The following is a 14,010-nucleotide window of genomic DNA, read 5'->3' as shown; positions in this document are numbered from 1 at the left end:
CGGCAGGCGCCCCGGTACCGAAGGCCATCGCACCGCAAGGCCGGCTCCTTGCACTGGGCGTTCATGTTCACCCGTTCCCTGTTCGAAACCCCGAAATGATCGGTCAGCACGAACGTCTGAACGAGGTGTCTGCGCCGGTCGATGCCGGCGTGTTGCGCAGCACCCTCGGCGAGCACTACGGCATGATCAATGCGGGCAACCTGCGGCGCGCGCATATGCTGCTGGAAAGCGGCAAGGCCAGGGGCAAGATCGTGCTGGAGGGCTTCGCCATATAGGCACCGACCGCTCGGCGGCCCCGCTGTACCCTGAGCCGCCGGGCAGGCACGGAGGCCCCGTCAGGTGGTTGGAACGGTTCCGCCATCGATCACATACTCGACACCTGAAATGGACGCAGCGCGCGGTGATGCCAGGAACGTGATGAGGTCAGCGACCTCCTGTGGCTTCACCGGACGCCCCAGTGGGATACCGCCCAAGGCATCCATGATGATCTGCTGGCCGCCCGCGTAGTCGGTGTTCGCCTGACGCGCCAGACGCTCCGCGAGCGCCACCGCGGCATCGGTCTCGATCCATCCAGGCGACACACGGACCACCCGGACCCCTTTGGGCGTGACTTCCTTCGACAGCGCCTTGCTGTATGTGGACAGCGCCGCTTTGGCGGCGGCGTAGGCGATGGTCGCATCCGGCAACGGCAGCACACGCTGGATCGACGTCACATGAATGATCACGCCCGAACGTTGCGCGATCATCGACGGAAGCAGCGCCCTGTCGAGTCGGACTGCGGACATCAGGTTCAGGTCCAGTTCCTTCGACCATTCGCCATCATCGAGTGCCGCAAAGCCGCCCGCAGGAGCGGACGACCCGCCGACCACATTGATCAGAACATCGATGCCGCCAAGCTGCTTGCGCGCCGCCTCGGCGGTGGCCTGTGCACCCTCGGCGGTAGACAGGTTCGCGGCCAGGTAGTGCACATCACCGAGGGCTTCGGCGGGCAGCGAACGCGCCGCCACGACGATTCGCGCACCCGCCCCGCGCAAGGACCGCACGGTAGCCTCCCCCGCACCGCGGGTGCCGCCGGTGACCAGTACGCGCGCGCCCACAAGCCCCAGATCAAAGCTCATGGCGTGATCACCAGCGACGCGATCCTGCCCCGCTCCAGCATGAACTGGTACCGGAGCTCCACGGGGCTGCCCGGAAAGGTCCCGGTCACGCGACCCGTCACCCTGTAATGGCGACCGACCTTCTCGAGCGCGATGGGCTCGGTGAGGTACGCGAACTGGGCGGAGGCCGCCGTCTTCCAGCCTTCAATGGCGGCGCGGCCCACATGCGTTTGCCCTTCATCGGTAACACGCCCGTCACTGGTGAAGCAGCGGGCCACCGCATGTCCGTCCCGTTTGTCTGCGTCGAAGTACGCCGCAATCGGGTCGGGAAGGTTCAGCACTTTCATCGCGATCTCCATTCGAGCTCAAGGAGGCGCCACGATGCCGGCATACCACCAATAAGAAAATCACCTATTATCTGATTGGGTTGTTTAGAAAACGGTGCACAATGCGCGGGTCGGACTACGCCGAGTTGAAGGCTTTCGTGGCCGTCGTCGACCGGGCGAGCTTTGCCCGGGCCGCAGATCACCTCGGCCTGTCCCGGTCCGCCTTGAGTCAGACGATCCGCCAACTGGAGACCCGGCTGGGTGTTCGGCTGCTCAATCGCACCACCCGGAGTGTCGCGCCGACGGAACCGGGACAACGGCTCCACGAACGCGTCGCTCCGATGTTGCGCGAAATGGATGATGCAGTTGCGCAGGCCGTCGGATCGACGAACAGAACGGCCGGAACGCTGCGGATCAATACCTCCAGCATGGCCGCGAAGCAGCTCATCGCGCCGCGACTCGGACGCTTTCACAGGGCTTATCCCGACGTGGTGCTCGACATCGTGGTCGACGACGGGCTGAGTGACATCGTGGCGGGCGGATTCGACGCCGGCATTCGCGTTGGCGGGCGCCTCCAGAAGGATATGGTCGCGGTCCGTCTGACGCCGGACGTCAGCTTGCTCGCGGTGGCATCACCGGACTACCTTGCCCGATTCGGTGCGCCCAGAACCCCCGCGGACCTGCATCGGCACGTCTGCATCCGCTGGCGTTTTCCGGGAAGCGGAAGGGTCGCCCGCTGGCCGTTTCAGAAGAAGGGTCAAAGGATCGAGGCCGAAGTTGACGGGCCGCTGATCTCCAATCACCAGGACATCGTCGTTCCCGCTGCCCTGCAGGGCCTGGGCATCTTCTATGCGTACAACGACGACGGAATTGCGGAAGCGCTCGAACGCGGACTGCTCAAGCACGTCCTGCCGGACTGGGTTCAAACGGTGCCCGGGCTGTATCTCTACTACTCGAACCGCCGCCACATTCGCCCTGCGCTTCGCGCGTTCATCGATTGCCTGCGTGATCGTGACCTGCCCACGCGCGACCGTGGCCGCTGAGGTCACACATTGGTCGCCGCTTGCTGTTGATTCTTCCACTCGCGCGGTGATTGCCCGGATTGCGCCTTGAAGGCACGAGAAAGCGCAGCCTCACTGCCATATCCGACCTCGGCGGCGATCACCTTCAGGGGCCGCCCGCGCCGCAACGCTTTCTGTGCGCTCCGTACGCGCCCCCCTTGAAGATACTGCCCCGGCGCGCCGCACGGCCTGACCGACACCCACAAGGATCGCTTCAACCGGGACCTGCTGACGTTTCTCAAGGATTGAGCAATACCTGCATGGCACGGCGCCGCCGCACGACTTGCCGATTGATCAGCAACTCTTAGAGCTGCTGCCTCAGCTCATGCGCTTTCGTACCGTCGACATTTCCGCCGCAGCCGCAGCGCTGCGGCTGAACCCCCGCACCATGCAGCGAAAACTCAAGGCACTTGGAACGAGTTTCGAGGCGCTTCGGGATGCAACGCGAAAAACGCTTGCTCAGGAATATCTCGTGGAAACAAGCATTCCGCTCGCGCGGATAGCCCACAGCCTGGGCTACTCGGATCTCGCCGTCTTCCACCGAAGCTGCACGAGGTGGTTTGATCAAACACCGGCCAAGTTTCGAGAACAATCCAGGCGTTCGAGACCGCTTGTCATGTCGCCAAGCCATTGACCTGGTGCGCCCGACAGGATGAAAGTCAGAACACTTGGTCGCATATCACGGTCGTGCAAATCCGAGATTCTGGAAGCCCTCTCAACCCCCGTCTATTTGGCGGGTTGGCGGGTAGTTGAGCCTCCAGTCTTGGGCTTCTCTCGGATGCTGCGCGCCCGACCAGCCCCGTGCGACTGCTCTATTTCGTTCCCAAGTGTCACGAGCCCTCGTAGACCGGCAAACAGTGCGCCCCAAGGGTCGTGCCCTAAGCGCGAGCGAAGATCGTTTTGGGCGTCCAGCCAGCGGGGAATTGTGAGTTGCAAGGATTCGAAGCCCTTGTCGGTCAAGCGCACCAGCCGCGATCTGCGGTCGTCAGCGCTAACGATGCAGAGGTGGCCACTGCGCTCCAGCAGCTGAACGTTTCGCGCCAGGGTGGTGCGGTCAGTTTCCAGTTGCTGCGCCAGTTTTGACATGGTGATCTCGCCGAAATAGTAGAGACGGATCAGTAGCGACAGTTGGGTGACACCGATGTCCGAGTCGCCGAGGTGCTGCGTGTAAAGCTTCGAGACCGCGCGATTAGCCGAGCGCAACTGCTCTGCGAAGCATACGTGGCGTTGGCTCCGAACTTCTTCCAGAAAAGGCAGGTGGTAGCGCTTGGCAGTCATATGAGTGTATATACACGTAGTTAGTATCGATTGTCATCTCGGACCGGACGGCTATCCGCGAACGAGATTGCCATGACGCCGTCATTCCATAGGAGCGCATCAGTGCCCGGAGTTCCATCTGTTGGTCCCAGTGCGGCAGGCAGCCGCAGCATTCCGAGACCGCATCAGCGGCCGGGGGTCGAAACCCGCAAAGCCCTGTGTGCAAGCTGCGATATCGCGTGCAGCGTGGTCACCGAAATCCAGAAGGGGCGCGTCACCCGTGTGCGCTCCTCCGACAATCCCCTGTTCAAGGACAACATCTGCATCAAGGGCATCGTCGCGCCGAAAAACTTCGCCAACCCCGACCGTGTGCTTTACCCGCAGAAGCGGGTCGGTGAGCGCGGATCTGGAAAGTGGCAGCGGGTGAGCTGGGAAGAGGCCATGGCGGACATCGGTCAACGGCTGAAGAAGATCATCGCCGAGTTCGGCCCGGAAGCGTGGGCTGTCTCGACCAGCCAATGGAACACCGGTACCGATCATGGGTTGGGTCGGCGAATCATGAATCACGTCGGCTCACCGAATTGGATCAGCGGCGTCGCGCTCTGCGCCGGGAACACGGCCGCGATCAATCGGCTGACCTACGGCTGGTACCCATGGCCGGACTACGACAACACCAATCTCATCGTGCTGTTCGGGCACAACCCCGGCAAGAACAGCTGGGTGCCTATCTACAATCAGATACAACGAGTGAAGGCGCGCGGTGGCACGTTGATTGTGCTCGACCCACGCAAAAGCGAATGCGCTGAAATGGCCGATTTGTGGCTGCCAATCAGGGCAGGTACAGATGCGGCAATGGCCTTCGGTTGGCTCAAGGTGATTCTTGACGAGGAGCTTTACGACAAGGCCTTTGTCGAGCGTTGGACGGTGGGATTCGAGGCCCTAAAAAAGCGTGTCGACGAATTCCCACTGGAGCGTGTGGCGGCGATCACTGGCTGCGATGCCGAGATGATCGCCAAGGCTGCGCGCATGTACGCCACGCTGGGGCCGTCAGTGATTCCATGGACGCCCATCACCGACCAGCAGCGCAACAGCACTTCGGCCATTCGCCTGCAAAGCATCTTGCGCGCGGTATGCGGCTATATCGACGTGCCAGGCGGCGAAGCCCTGATGGGCTTTCACCCGCAGATTGTCTCGGAGTCGGAAATCGAGATGCACCATGTTCTGTCCGAGGAGCAGAAATCCAAGCAGCTTGGTTCCGACAAACATCCCGCGTTCACCTATCGCGGGCAGGCGGCCCTGCGCGAACCTTGCAAGCGCGTCTGGGGCCACGAGTACGCGAACCAGGTCACCGGGTGCTTTATGGCCAACCCCTCGGCCGTGTTCCGCGCCATGGCGGGCGAAGGGCCGTACCCGGTGAAGGCGCTGTTCTCGTTCGGCAACAACACGCTGATGGGCTTCGCCAACATGCCGCTGATCATGAAGGCCATGCTCAATCAGGACCTGATCGTGGTCCAGGAGCACGTCATGACGCCGACCGCGCAACTAGCCGATTACGTGTTGCCCGGCGACTCATGGCTGGAGCGGCCGTGGATGTTTGATGGCTACGGCTGGCTGTCAATCTACAAGCCGTCGCAGAAATCGATGGAACCACCGGGCGAATGCAAGAGCACCTTTGAGCTGTGGAAGCTCACCGCCAACGCACTCGGCATGCCCGATGTCGTTCCGTGGGAAACACTGGAAGATTTTTACGATTACCGCATCGCCAAGCTTGAGATCGGCTTTGAAGAATTCTCCAGCACGTACGAGGTCCACGCCGATACGCTTGAATTCCGCAAATACGAAAAGACCGGCTTCGCCACACCCAGCGGCAAGGTGGAACTGCACTCATCCATCCTCGAAGGCCTGGGCTTTGATCCGCTGCCGTACTTTCGTGACGAGCCGCCAGCCGACCCGGCCTTCCCTCTGGCCATGTTCACCGGCGTGCGCGAGGGCGAGTATTTCCAGACCGGAGGAAGGCACATTCCCGAGATGCGCGCGCGCAAACCCGAACCGGTGTTGTTCATCAGTCCCGGCACCGCGCGGCAGTATCACCTCGATGAAAACGAGTGGGTCGAGGTCGAAACCCGCACCGGAAAAATCGAGATCATGGTCGGCGTTCGTCCCAACATGCCCGATGGGCTGGTTCGCATTCCCCATGGTTGGTGGAAGCCGGAAACTGAGCAGGGACTGGGCAAGCTGTCCGGCGCCCTGCGTTACGCCGACGCCATGCTGTGTCCGGACGATGACGATTTCATCGACCTTGAACAAGGTATTCCGCACTTGAAGGGACTGCCCTGCCGTATCAACAAGCTGAGCGGGACACCGCAATGAAGCCCTACTTTGTCCGCGTCGTGCTGGCAAAGATCGGCTTTGCACTAGCCAAAAAAGCGTCGCGCAACCAGACCTGGTTTGATCGCATCGCCCGTCGCACCTTGGAGCGGGTCCTGAAGTTCAACTTCGATCTCGACGAAATGGTGCTGATGGATCAGGGGTATGACCCTGACGAGTTGGACCGATATCAGAATCGACGTTGAGTCTCAGGCGGACGGGAAGTGGTGACGGGTTACTGTAGAAAACTACAATGGTGCGCCCGAGAGGATTCGAACCTCTGACCCCTGCCTTCGGAGGGCAGTACCCTATCGAGCTGAGCTACGGGCGCCTATACCCAGAGCAAACTGGCGTCGACGATGTGGTCGATGGAACAGGCGCGGCTGGGACTGGCAGGCGCGCAGTGCATGGTCGCGGTCAATCCGGGTTCGTTTCTGGCGAGCAAGATGGTGCGCGAGGGTTTCGGCAGGCAGGGCCATGACATCGGCATTGGCGTGCGCTTCCTGAGCAAGCTGGCGCTGGAACCGGCTGCGGTGCGATCCGGCCGCTACTTCGACAACGATGCGGGCCGGTACGCCGATCCGCACCGCGAAGCCTTGAGCGGGGCCAGGCGAGCCCTCGTGTGCGAGGCGGTTTCGGCGAGTGCGAAAGCGGAGGGGTGATCGCAGGATCATCCCCACCCGCGGCGCCCCGCCCGCCGTTTCGTCCCTGGCGGCTCCTCGCCAGTGCCCGCGTGGGCACCCAAGCCATCAACGCTGGCCTGCATCCCTCGATGGCAGGGACCCGCTGCGTGGCGTGCGGGAGATGACCGCGTCGAGGAGGAGCCAGACCGCAGGTCCAACAAATACCAGTGACCAGGCGACCTGCTCCAGGAGTGCATTCCGCGGCAGCCCCAAGGCATTCATGGGGAAGAAGATGAGGACGGAAATGAAGGTCAGCAAGGACGCGCCATCGACCGCGATCTTGGATCGGACGATGCGATAAGTGGGATCCGCGCTCTGACTGCGAAGCAGCCGCAGCCCATGCAGTCCGGTTGCACATCCGGCAATGCCGCCGATGACATACAAGCCCGGCACATCGAACTGCTCAAGCGTCAGGTGGCCCCATGCACCTCGCGTTGCGGCCCACAGCGTGTGGTGGATGCCGATGAGGACATGAAAGCCCCCCAGCACCCTTGCCCAGGTGCTGACTGCAAGCCCCGCTGGCGACGACAAGGATCCTCGGCGGCATGTCACGAGTACGCTCGCGGCTGTCGCCACCGTCCCGAGCACGCCGTACATCAGGAAGTAGCCGAGCTTCCACGCAGGTGACACCGATTCGACACGTCGAGGGTACTGCGATCCAAGGCCGCCGAATATCTCCTCCCAGCCGGGCAGGAACGCAAGCCCGACGGTCTTCCAGATCACCGTGACGACGGCGAGGCACAAGCAGGTAAACGCGAGCGGCGCCTCGGCCCAAGCGGCGAACAGCCGATACTGCGGCGCGGTGTCATTCATGCAGCCGGGCTGCATCCGGTTTCGATTGTTGAACATCGCGTACCGTTTGCGGGCGGGGAGCGGTCAACAACGCCGTCAACCGCCGAGGCGTGCATTTCCGGGGAAGACGGCAGAGGGCCGTCGCGGGGTGCCGTGAATCCTTGATTTGGTGCGCCCGAGAGGATTCGAACCTCTGACCCCTGCCTTCGGAGGGCAGTACTCTATCCAGCTGAGCTACGGGCGCATCAGGGCGCGATTGTAGCGGAAGGACAGCCCCTTGGCCCACCACAAACCGAATTTGCCCACGAAAACCTGTCCGGTTTGCAGCCGGCCCTTCACCTGGCGCAAAAAGTGGGCGCGGGTCTGGGATGACGTGAAGTATTGCTCCGATGCCTGCCGCTCACGCCGCGCCACCGTGGAGACCCATGCGCCACCTGATCGTCCTGCTCGGGGACCAGCTCGACCTCGATAGCGCCGCCTTCGACGGTTTCGACCCGGCGGTCGACGCCGTGTGGATGGCGGAGGTGCCGGCCGAGGCCACCTATGCCTGGAGCCACAAGGCGCGGCTGGTGATCTTCCTCAGCGCCATGCGCCATTTTGCCGAGACGCTGCGCGCCCGCGGCTGGACCGTGCAGTACCGCGCCACCGGCGCGCATCCGCACGCGGATCTGGCCGGCGCCCTGGCGGCGGATCTGACACAGTTCAAACCGCAGGGGGTGATCGCGGTGGAACCGGGTGAATGGCGCCTGTGGCATGCGCTCCGCGACACCTGCGCGGCAGCCGGCGTGGCCTATACGCAGCGGGAAGATCGGCACTTTCTGTGCCCGTTGCCGATGTTCGCGGCATGGATGGACGGCCGCAAACAACCCCGCATGGAACACTTCTACCGCCGCATGCGCCAGCACACTGGCTGGCTGATGCGGGGCACTGAACCCGAGGGCGGCCAGTGGAACTTCGACCACGACAACCGCGACAGCTTCGGCCGTGACGGTCCCAGGCCGGTACCGGCGCCGCTGCGGTTCCCGCCGGATGCGCTCACGCGCGAGGTGATGGCAGTCGTGGAACACCACTACGGCGACCACCCCGGAGGTCTCGCCGCCTTCGACTGGCCGGTAACCCGCGACGAGGCACTGGAGGCGCTGGACGACTTCGTGACCACCCGCCTGCCGCAGTTCGGGCAGTACCAGGATGCCATGTGGACCGGCCAGCCCTGGCTCTACCACGCACGACTGTCGGCAGCGCTCAATCTCAAGCTGCTCAACCCGCGCGAGGTCTGTGAGGCGGCGCTACGCGCCTGGCGCGATGGCGAAGCGCCGCTGGCCGCGGTGGAGGGTTTTGTACGGCAGATCCTGGGATGGCGCGAGTACGTCCGCGGCCTCTATTTCCATCGCATGCCGGGCTATCTCGACGACAACGCGCTGGGCGCCGACCAGCCGCTACCGGCGCTGTATTGGACCGGCGATACCGCGATGCGCTGCCTGTCAGAGACCGTCGGTGACACCTTGGAACATGGCTACGCCCACCATATCCAGCGGCTGATGGTCACGGGTCTGTTCGCCTTGCTGCTGGGGGTGCGACCGCGCGCGGTGCATCAGTGGTACCTGGCGGTCTACGTCGATGCCGTGGAATGGGTGGAACTGCCCAACACCCTGGGCATGAGCCAGTTCGCCGATGGCGGGGTGATGGCCAGCAAGCCCTACGTGGCGTCGGGCAAGTACATCCAGCGGATGAGCAACTACTGCCAGGGCTGCCGATTCGACCCGGCTCTGCGCACCGGCCCGCGCGCCTGCCCGTTCACCACCCTGTACTGGGACTTTCTCGACCGCCACCGCGAGCGCTTTGCCGGTCACCCGCGGCTGAAGATGCAGATCCGCAATCTCGACCGCCTCGACGAACCCGCCCTGTCGGCGCTGCGGGCACAGGCCGCCTCACTGCGCGAGGATCTGCCGTAGCGCCCCTTCCAGGGTGGGATAACGGTGACGGAAGCCCGCTTGCATCGCACGCTGCGGCAGCACCTGCTGGCCACTCAGCAGCAATTCGTCCGCCATCGGCCCCACCAGCAGCCGCAGCGCCGGTGCCGGCATCGGCAACACCGCCGGACGCTGCAACACGCGGCCCAGCGTGCGGCTGAAATCGACATTGCGCACCGGCACCGGTGCGGTGCCGTTGAAGGCCCCGTCGGCATCGGGCGTGTCGAGCAGCCACTGCATCATCGCCACCAGATCGTCGCGGTGAATCCAGCTCATCCACTGGCGACCGTGGCCCAGCGGTCCGCCCAGGCCGAAGCGGAACGGCGGCAGCATCTGTCCCAGCGCACCGCCCGGCAGACCCAGCACGATGCCGATGCGGATCACAGTCAGCCGGGTGCCCCGTGCGGCCACCGGCGTGGCCGCGGCCTCCCAGCGCGCACAGAGCTCGGCGGAAAAGCCACTGCCGGGCGTACTGTCCTCGGTCAGAACCTGATCGCCGCGAGCGCCGTACCAGCCAATGGCGGAGCCATTGATCCATACCGCGGGCGGCCGTGGCCAGCGGGCGCTGGCCGTGAGCAGCCGTTCGGTGGTGCCGACCCGGCTGTCGATGAACACCTGGCGGCGGGCATCGCTCCAGCGACCGGCACCGAGATTCTCACCGGCGAGATTGATCACCGCTTGCGGCGGCTCGGCGGCGCAGTCGGCGGCATCCGCGATTGCCCGCACCCCGGCAGGCAAGGCAGCCCGTGCCGGGTTGCGGGTGAGCACGGTCAGGCGGTGCCCCTGCGCCAGCAGCGCCGGCAGCAGGGCGCTGCCGATGAAGCCGGTACCGCCGGTGATCAGGATCTGCATGACAAGGTGTCCTCGGGAATCTCGTCGAGGCTAGCGCCGATCGCGACGGCGCACATCCCGTCCGGGTTCGTCGCAGACAACCCGCCGCCTCAGCCGCCCGGCTGGCGCCAGCGGTCGTGCATCCACAGCCAGTTGTGCGGGCGCTGCCGGATCAGATCTTCGTAGACCTGTTGGAAATGCGCGGTGTCGGCCGCAACATCACCACCCAGTGCAAGGGCCGGCCCCAGCTCCACCACATGGCGGCCGACCCCGCTGCGGTAGAAGTACAGGGGAAACACCGGCAACCCGGACTTCTGTGCGGCCACCGCGAGTGCCGGGCTGGTCAGCGCCGGGCGGCCGAAGAAGTCGACGTCGATGCCGCTGTTGTGGCGCTGGTCCAGCAGCATCACCAGGATTCTGCCGGCGGCACTCTGGTCGTAGACCGCCTGCATGCAGCCGCGCGCCGGCAGCAGTTCCATGGTCATGGCGCGACGGATCTGTTCGATCAGCTCGGCCGCTGCCTTCTGCTTGGGCACCTTGACGATGGTGCTGGCCGGCAGTTTCAGGTCACGGTTGGTCATCGGCCCCAGCAGGTCCCAGGAACCGAAATGGCCGGCCAGCAGAAACCCGCCCTTGCCGCTGGCGATCTGTGCCTGCAGGTCTTCCGCACCGCGGTACTCGACCTGGATGCTGCCGGGGCGCCGCATCTCGCGGAACAGTTCGAAGTAGCCGAGCAGCAGGCCGCGCAACATGCGGCGCAGGTCCGGACCCGGGGCGCGGTCGGGAAAAGCGGCGCGAAAACCGTCGACGGCAACGCGGCGCCGGATCGGCACCACCGTGTACCACAGCCAGGCGAGGGTCCAGCAGAGGCCATGCGCAACACCCAGCGGCGTGCGCGACAACATCCATGTCAGTGAGCGGGTCATTGGGGCCCGTTGGTGTCCAGGGTTCTCCGTGTACCACGGAACCCCCCTCGCTGTATGCCCCGGCTCAGGCCAATGCGGCGTCCAGCATTTCCATCAGATCGGTGGAAACCACCCGGCCTCGCAGGCTGGCCACGGTATCGCGCTGCAGCGTCTGCCACGGTTCTGCCAGCCGGCGGAAGCCCAGCAGCGGGCGCGACAGCCGGGCCGCCGTCTGCGGATTGCGGGCATCGAGCCGGGCCAGTGCCTCGGCGTAGCAGGCATAACCCTCGGCGGTGTGGAATGCGGCCAGATTGTCGCGGGCAAAGGCGCCCAGCACCGCCCGCACGCGGTTGGGGTTGCCCCAGTCGAACTGTTCATGCGCCAGCAGCTGCTGCACATCGGCGACCGTGGCCTGCCGCCGCCCGGCCTGCAGCGCGAACCAGCGGTCGAGCACCAAGGGCTGCTCGCACCAGCGGCTGTAGAACAGCGACAGCGCGGCTTCGCAGGCGGCACCGCCATCCCGGCATAGCGCCTGCAGCGCGCCGGCGGCCAACGTCATGTTGGGGCCCTGCACCCGCTCGCTGGCGAGGCGGGCCACCACCGGCGTGCCAAGCCGTGCAAGGTAGCTCAGGGCCAGGTTGCCCAGCGCCCGTTCACCCCAACGCGACAGCTGGTGCGGCGCCCAGGCCGCCCACACCGAGCAGGGCCCCAGCAGCGCCTCCGCAATGGCGTGGTGCTGTTGATCGAGTGCGGTCACGAAGGCGGTCGGGTTGATGGCATCGCAGCCGTCCCACAGCACGGCGGCAGGGGGCATCGCCAGCAGGCGCGCCGTCAACGCCGGCGAAGGCGGTTGCGCGGCCACGTTCTGTAGCGCCTGCAGCAGGTGTGTCAATGGCGCCCGGTCGTCCCGCATCAACCCGGCGTGTGCCCGCGCCTGCAACGTCTGCAGGGCATCCCAGCGAACAAAAGCGTCCTCCTCGTCACGGGTGGCAATACGCCGCAGTTCGTGATCGCTGTAGTCGGCGTCGAGCCGCACGGGTGCCGAGAAGCCCTGCAGGCAAGTCGGCAGGGCCGGCACGTGGTGGGGCACTTCCAGCGTCAGTGTTTCACCGTCGAACCACAGCAGATCATCAGCGAGCCGCGCCGGATGCTCGGGCAATGGCACCGCCCGCCCACCGGCATCGTGCAGGCGCAGACGGAACGGGATCGGCAACGGTTGCTTCTGCGGTTGTCCGGGAGTCGGGGCGGTGTGCTGCTGCAGGGTCAGTTGCAACACGCCACGCGCGGCGTCCCAGTGCCGGCGCAGGCGGACCCGGGGGGTGCCGGCCTGGGCGTACCAGGCGAGGAAGGGTGACAGGTCGACTTCCGATTCGGCCGACAGTGCCGCAATGAAGTCCTCGAGGGTGGCGGCGGTGCCGTCGTGCTCGTGGAGGTACCGTCGCAGGCCTTCGCGGAAGGCAGCGGGGCCGATCCGGGTGTGCAGCATGCGGACGATCTCGGCCCCTTTTTCATAGACGGTGGCGGTATAGAAGTTGTTGACCTCCTGGTAGGCATCGGGCCGCACCGGATGCGCGGTGGGGCCGGCATCTTCGGGGAACTGCATCGCCCTCAGGTTGCGCACCTGATCGATGCGCTCGCAGTCGGCATCGTGGTGGTCCTCGCTGAAGCGCTGGTCGCGGAACACGGTAAGGCCTTCTTTCAGCGACAGCTGGAACCAGTCCCGGCAGGTGACGCGGTTGCCGGTGTAGTTGTGGAAGTATTCATGGGCGATCACCGCACTGATGGCGTGATAGCTGTCATCGGTGGCGGTCTCGGGGCTGGCGAGCACGTAGGCCGCGTTGAAGATGTTGAGGCCCTTGTTCTCCATCGCCCCCATGTTGAAGGCCCGTGCCGCCACCACCATGTAGAGGTCAAGGTCGTAGACCAGCCCGAAGGTGTCTTCATCCCACCGCATCGCATCCTTCAGCGATTGCATGGCGTGCTCGACCAGTCCTTCGTTGCCAGGGTCGACATAGAACTCCAGCCGCCGCGGGCGGCCGTCGGCGGCGGCGAAGGTGTCGGCGACACAGGCCAGATCACCCGCGACCATGGCGAACAGGTAGCAGGGCTTGGCATACGGGTCATCCCACACCGCATAGTGGCGGCCGCCCTCAAGCGCCCCGGCATCGACGCGATTGCCGTTGGCCAGCAGCACCGGGAACCGGGTGGCATCGGCCTCCAGCCGCACGCTGAAGCGCGCCAGCACATCGGGGCGGTCGAGATACGGGGTGATCCGGGAGAACCCGTGGGCCTCGCACTGGGTGCAGTACATCGGACCGCTCTGGTAGAACCCTTCGAGGGCACTATTGGCTTCGGGCTGGAGTGTGCACACGGTGTCCAGCGTGAACTGCGCCGGCACCCGATTCAGGGTCAGCGTGCTGTCACTCAGCCGATAGGCCTCGGGCGCAACCGCCTCGCCGTTGATCTGAATTCGGTCGAGCGTCAGGCCACGGGCGTCCAGCACCAGCGGCGTGTCAGAAGCGGTTGCGGCGTCGCGCACAACCGTCAGCCGCGCGTGGACACGGGTGGTGGTGTCGACGTTGACGTCGAGATGAACCCGATCAATGCGGTAGGCGGGGGCGTGATAGTCGGCGCGGCGGTGCAGGGGGCTGGCGGTCATCGGAAGGCGGCGGGTCGGCGGGCGGAGTGAACCTACCCATTATGCGGAGGCCCCGGGCTGCC

General features: G+C 65.0%; 14 protein-coding genes, 2 tRNA genes and 2 pseudogenes. 8 read left to right on the top strand and 10 right to left on the bottom strand.

The genetic code is table 11. From position 1 onward, the window contains the following. Positions 1-33 precede the first annotated feature (33 nt). Positions 34-275: pseudogene (locus JN531_RS17330) on the top strand (zinc-binding dehydrogenase); the annotation flags it as partial. A 60-nt stretch (positions 276-335) separates the two neighbouring features. Here the strand turns inward: JN531_RS17330 and JN531_RS06580 are convergent. Then, positions 336-1,118: an SDR family oxidoreductase gene (locus JN531_RS06580; protein ID WP_228348062.1), complete on the bottom strand. Its 783-nt coding sequence runs from the start codon at positions 1,116-1,118 to the stop codon at positions 336-338. Further along, positions 1,115-1,444 (bottom strand): nuclear transport factor 2 family protein, encoded by a 330-nt coding sequence (locus tag JN531_RS06575; RefSeq protein ID WP_228348061.1) that lies wholly within the window; start codon positions 1,442-1,444, stop codon positions 1,115-1,117. Before JN531_RS06575 ends, JN531_RS06580 begins: the two co-directional genes overlap by 4 nt. Before the next feature lie 101 nt (positions 1,445-1,545). On the opposite strand from JN531_RS06575, the gene JN531_RS06570 reads away from it, so the two are divergent. Beyond that, the gene (locus JN531_RS06570) at positions 1,546-2,466 is read left to right on the top strand and encodes a LysR family transcriptional regulator (RefSeq protein ID WP_228348060.1); all 921 of its coding nucleotides are present in this window, start codon (positions 1,546-1,548) and stop codon (positions 2,464-2,466) included. A 2-nt stretch (positions 2,467-2,468) separates the two neighbouring features. Here the strand turns inward: JN531_RS06570 and JN531_RS17435 are convergent. Further along, a pseudogene (locus JN531_RS17435) lies at positions 2,469-2,660 on the bottom strand (helix-turn-helix domain-containing protein); the annotation flags it as partial. Positions 2,661-2,767: 107 nt separating this feature from the next. Here JN531_RS17435 and JN531_RS06565 point away from each other — a divergent pair. Then, positions 2,768-3,118, top strand: a complete 351-nt coding sequence (locus JN531_RS06565) for a helix-turn-helix transcriptional regulator (RefSeq protein WP_228348059.1) — start codon at positions 2,768-2,770, stop codon at positions 3,116-3,118. A 92-nt stretch (positions 3,119-3,210) separates the two neighbouring features. Here JN531_RS06565 and JN531_RS06560 read toward each other — a convergent pair whose 3' ends face one another. Further along, entirely contained in the window at positions 3,211-3,762 is a 552-nt protein-coding gene (locus JN531_RS06560; protein WP_228348058.1) for a MarR family winged helix-turn-helix transcriptional regulator, read from the bottom strand. Positions 3,763-3,987: 225 nt separating this feature from the next. Here JN531_RS06560 and JN531_RS06555 point away from each other — a divergent pair, with 225 nt between their 5' ends. Further along, complete coding sequence (locus JN531_RS06555; protein ID WP_228348057.1) at positions 3,988-6,111, top strand: molybdopterin-containing oxidoreductase family protein; 2,124 nt, start codon at positions 3,988-3,990, stop codon at positions 6,109-6,111. Further along, entirely contained in the window at positions 6,108-6,314 is a 207-nt protein-coding gene (locus tag JN531_RS06550; protein WP_228348056.1) for a hypothetical protein, read from the top strand. The genes JN531_RS06555 and JN531_RS06550 overlap by 4 nt, the downstream gene beginning before the upstream one ends. Before the next feature lie 48 nt (positions 6,315-6,362). Here JN531_RS06550 and JN531_RS06545 read toward each other — a convergent pair. Beyond that, a tRNA-Arg gene (locus tag JN531_RS06545) sits at positions 6,363-6,439 on the bottom strand. Positions 6,440-6,476: 37 nt separating this feature from the next. Between JN531_RS06545 and JN531_RS06540 the strand changes: the two genes are divergently transcribed. Continuing rightward, positions 6,477-6,770 carry a hypothetical protein gene (locus tag JN531_RS06540; protein ID WP_228348055.1) on the top strand — a complete coding sequence of 98 codons (294 nt, stop codon included), beginning with the start codon at positions 6,477-6,479 and terminating at the stop codon, positions 6,768-6,770. 87 nt (positions 6,771-6,857) lie between these two features. Here the strand turns inward: JN531_RS06540 and JN531_RS06535 are convergent, their stop codons facing one another. Together JN531_RS06535 and JN531_RS06530 are read right to left on the bottom strand one after the other, a co-directional pair. Further along, complete coding sequence (locus JN531_RS06535) at positions 6,858-7,604, bottom strand: hypothetical protein (RefSeq protein WP_228348054.1); 747 nt, start codon at positions 7,602-7,604, stop codon at positions 6,858-6,860. A 146-nt stretch (positions 7,605-7,750) separates the two neighbouring features. Continuing rightward, a tRNA-Arg gene (locus JN531_RS06530) sits at positions 7,751-7,827 on the bottom strand. A gap of 33 nt (positions 7,828-7,860) precedes the next feature. Here JN531_RS06530 and JN531_RS17430 point away from each other — a divergent pair. Together JN531_RS17430 and JN531_RS06525 are read left to right on the top strand one after the other, a co-directional pair. Further along, the gene (locus JN531_RS17430) at positions 7,861-8,055 is read left to right on the top strand and encodes a DUF2256 domain-containing protein (RefSeq protein WP_366522403.1); all 195 of its coding nucleotides are present in this window, start codon (positions 7,861-7,863) and stop codon (positions 8,053-8,055) included. Then, positions 8,009-9,535: a cryptochrome/photolyase family protein gene (locus JN531_RS06525; protein ID WP_228348053.1), complete on the top strand. Its 1,527-nt coding sequence runs from the start codon at positions 8,009-8,011 to the stop codon at positions 9,533-9,535. The genes JN531_RS17430 and JN531_RS06525 overlap by 47 nt, the downstream gene beginning before the upstream one ends. On the opposite strand, the gene JN531_RS06520 is transcribed toward JN531_RS06525, so the two are convergent. From JN531_RS06520 to pepN, 3 genes are all read right to left on the bottom strand, one after another. After that, positions 9,512-10,405: a TIGR01777 family oxidoreductase gene (locus JN531_RS06520; protein WP_228348052.1), complete on the bottom strand. Its 894-nt coding sequence runs from the start codon at positions 10,403-10,405 to the stop codon at positions 9,512-9,514. The two genes, JN531_RS06525 and JN531_RS06520, sit on opposite strands and share 24 nt — an antisense overlap. Before the next feature lie 89 nt (positions 10,406-10,494). Then, a complete protein-coding gene (locus JN531_RS06515; RefSeq protein ID WP_228348051.1) occupies positions 10,495-11,310 on the bottom strand; it encodes a lysophospholipid acyltransferase family protein in 816 nt (271 codons plus the stop codon). Between the two features lie 64 nt (positions 11,311-11,374). Beyond that, positions 11,375-13,948 carry an aminopeptidase N gene (pepN, locus tag JN531_RS06510; protein WP_228348050.1) on the bottom strand — a complete coding sequence of 858 codons (2,574 nt, stop codon included), beginning with the start codon at positions 13,946-13,948 and terminating at the stop codon, positions 11,375-11,377. Positions 13,949-14,010: the final 62 nt, after the last annotated feature.

The organism is Flagellatimonas centrodinii, from assembly GCF_016918765.2.
Taxonomy (GTDB): Bacteria; Pseudomonadota; Gammaproteobacteria; order Nevskiales; family Nevskiaceae; genus Polycyclovorans; species Polycyclovorans centrodinii.
Note: the sequence above shows the minus strand (reverse complement) of the source record. Positions and strands in the feature narration are given on the sequence as shown.

Bases quoted from the DNA above. Each gene is read 5' to 3' on its own strand.
- JN531_RS06560 (WP_228348058.1), bottom strand. From the start codon at position 3,762: ATGACTGCCAAGCGCTACCACCTGCCTTTTCTGGAAGAAGTTCGGAGC.
- JN531_RS06580 (WP_228348062.1), bottom strand. From the start codon at position 1,118: ATGAGCTTTGATCTGGGGCTTGTGGGCGCGCGCGTACTGGTCACCGGC.
- JN531_RS06550 (WP_228348056.1), top strand. From the start codon at position 6,108: ATGAAGCCCTACTTTGTCCGCGTCGTGCTGGCAAAGATCGGCTTTGCA.
- pepN (WP_228348050.1), bottom strand. From the start codon at position 13,948: ATGACCGCCAGCCCCCTGCACCGCCGCGCCGACTATCACGCCCCCGCC.
- JN531_RS06575 (WP_228348061.1), bottom strand. From the start codon at position 1,444: ATGAAAGTGCTGAACCTTCCCGACCCGATTGCGGCGTACTTCGACGCA.
- JN531_RS06540 (WP_228348055.1), top strand. From the start codon at position 6,477: ATGGAACAGGCGCGGCTGGGACTGGCAGGCGCGCAGTGCATGGTCGCG.
- JN531_RS06515 (WP_228348051.1), bottom strand. From the start codon at position 11,310: ATGACCCGCTCACTGACATGGATGTTGTCGCGCACGCCGCTGGGTGTT.
- JN531_RS06525 (WP_228348053.1), top strand. From the start codon at position 8,009: ATGCGCCACCTGATCGTCCTGCTCGGGGACCAGCTCGACCTCGATAGC.
- JN531_RS06520 (WP_228348052.1), bottom strand. From the start codon at position 10,405: ATGCAGATCCTGATCACCGGCGGTACCGGCTTCATCGGCAGCGCCCTG.
- JN531_RS06570 (WP_228348060.1), top strand. From the start codon at position 1,546: ATGCGCGGGTCGGACTACGCCGAGTTGAAGGCTTTCGTGGCCGTCGTC.
- JN531_RS06535 (WP_228348054.1), bottom strand. From the start codon at position 7,604: ATGAATGACACCGCGCCGCAGTATCGGCTGTTCGCCGCTTGGGCCGAG.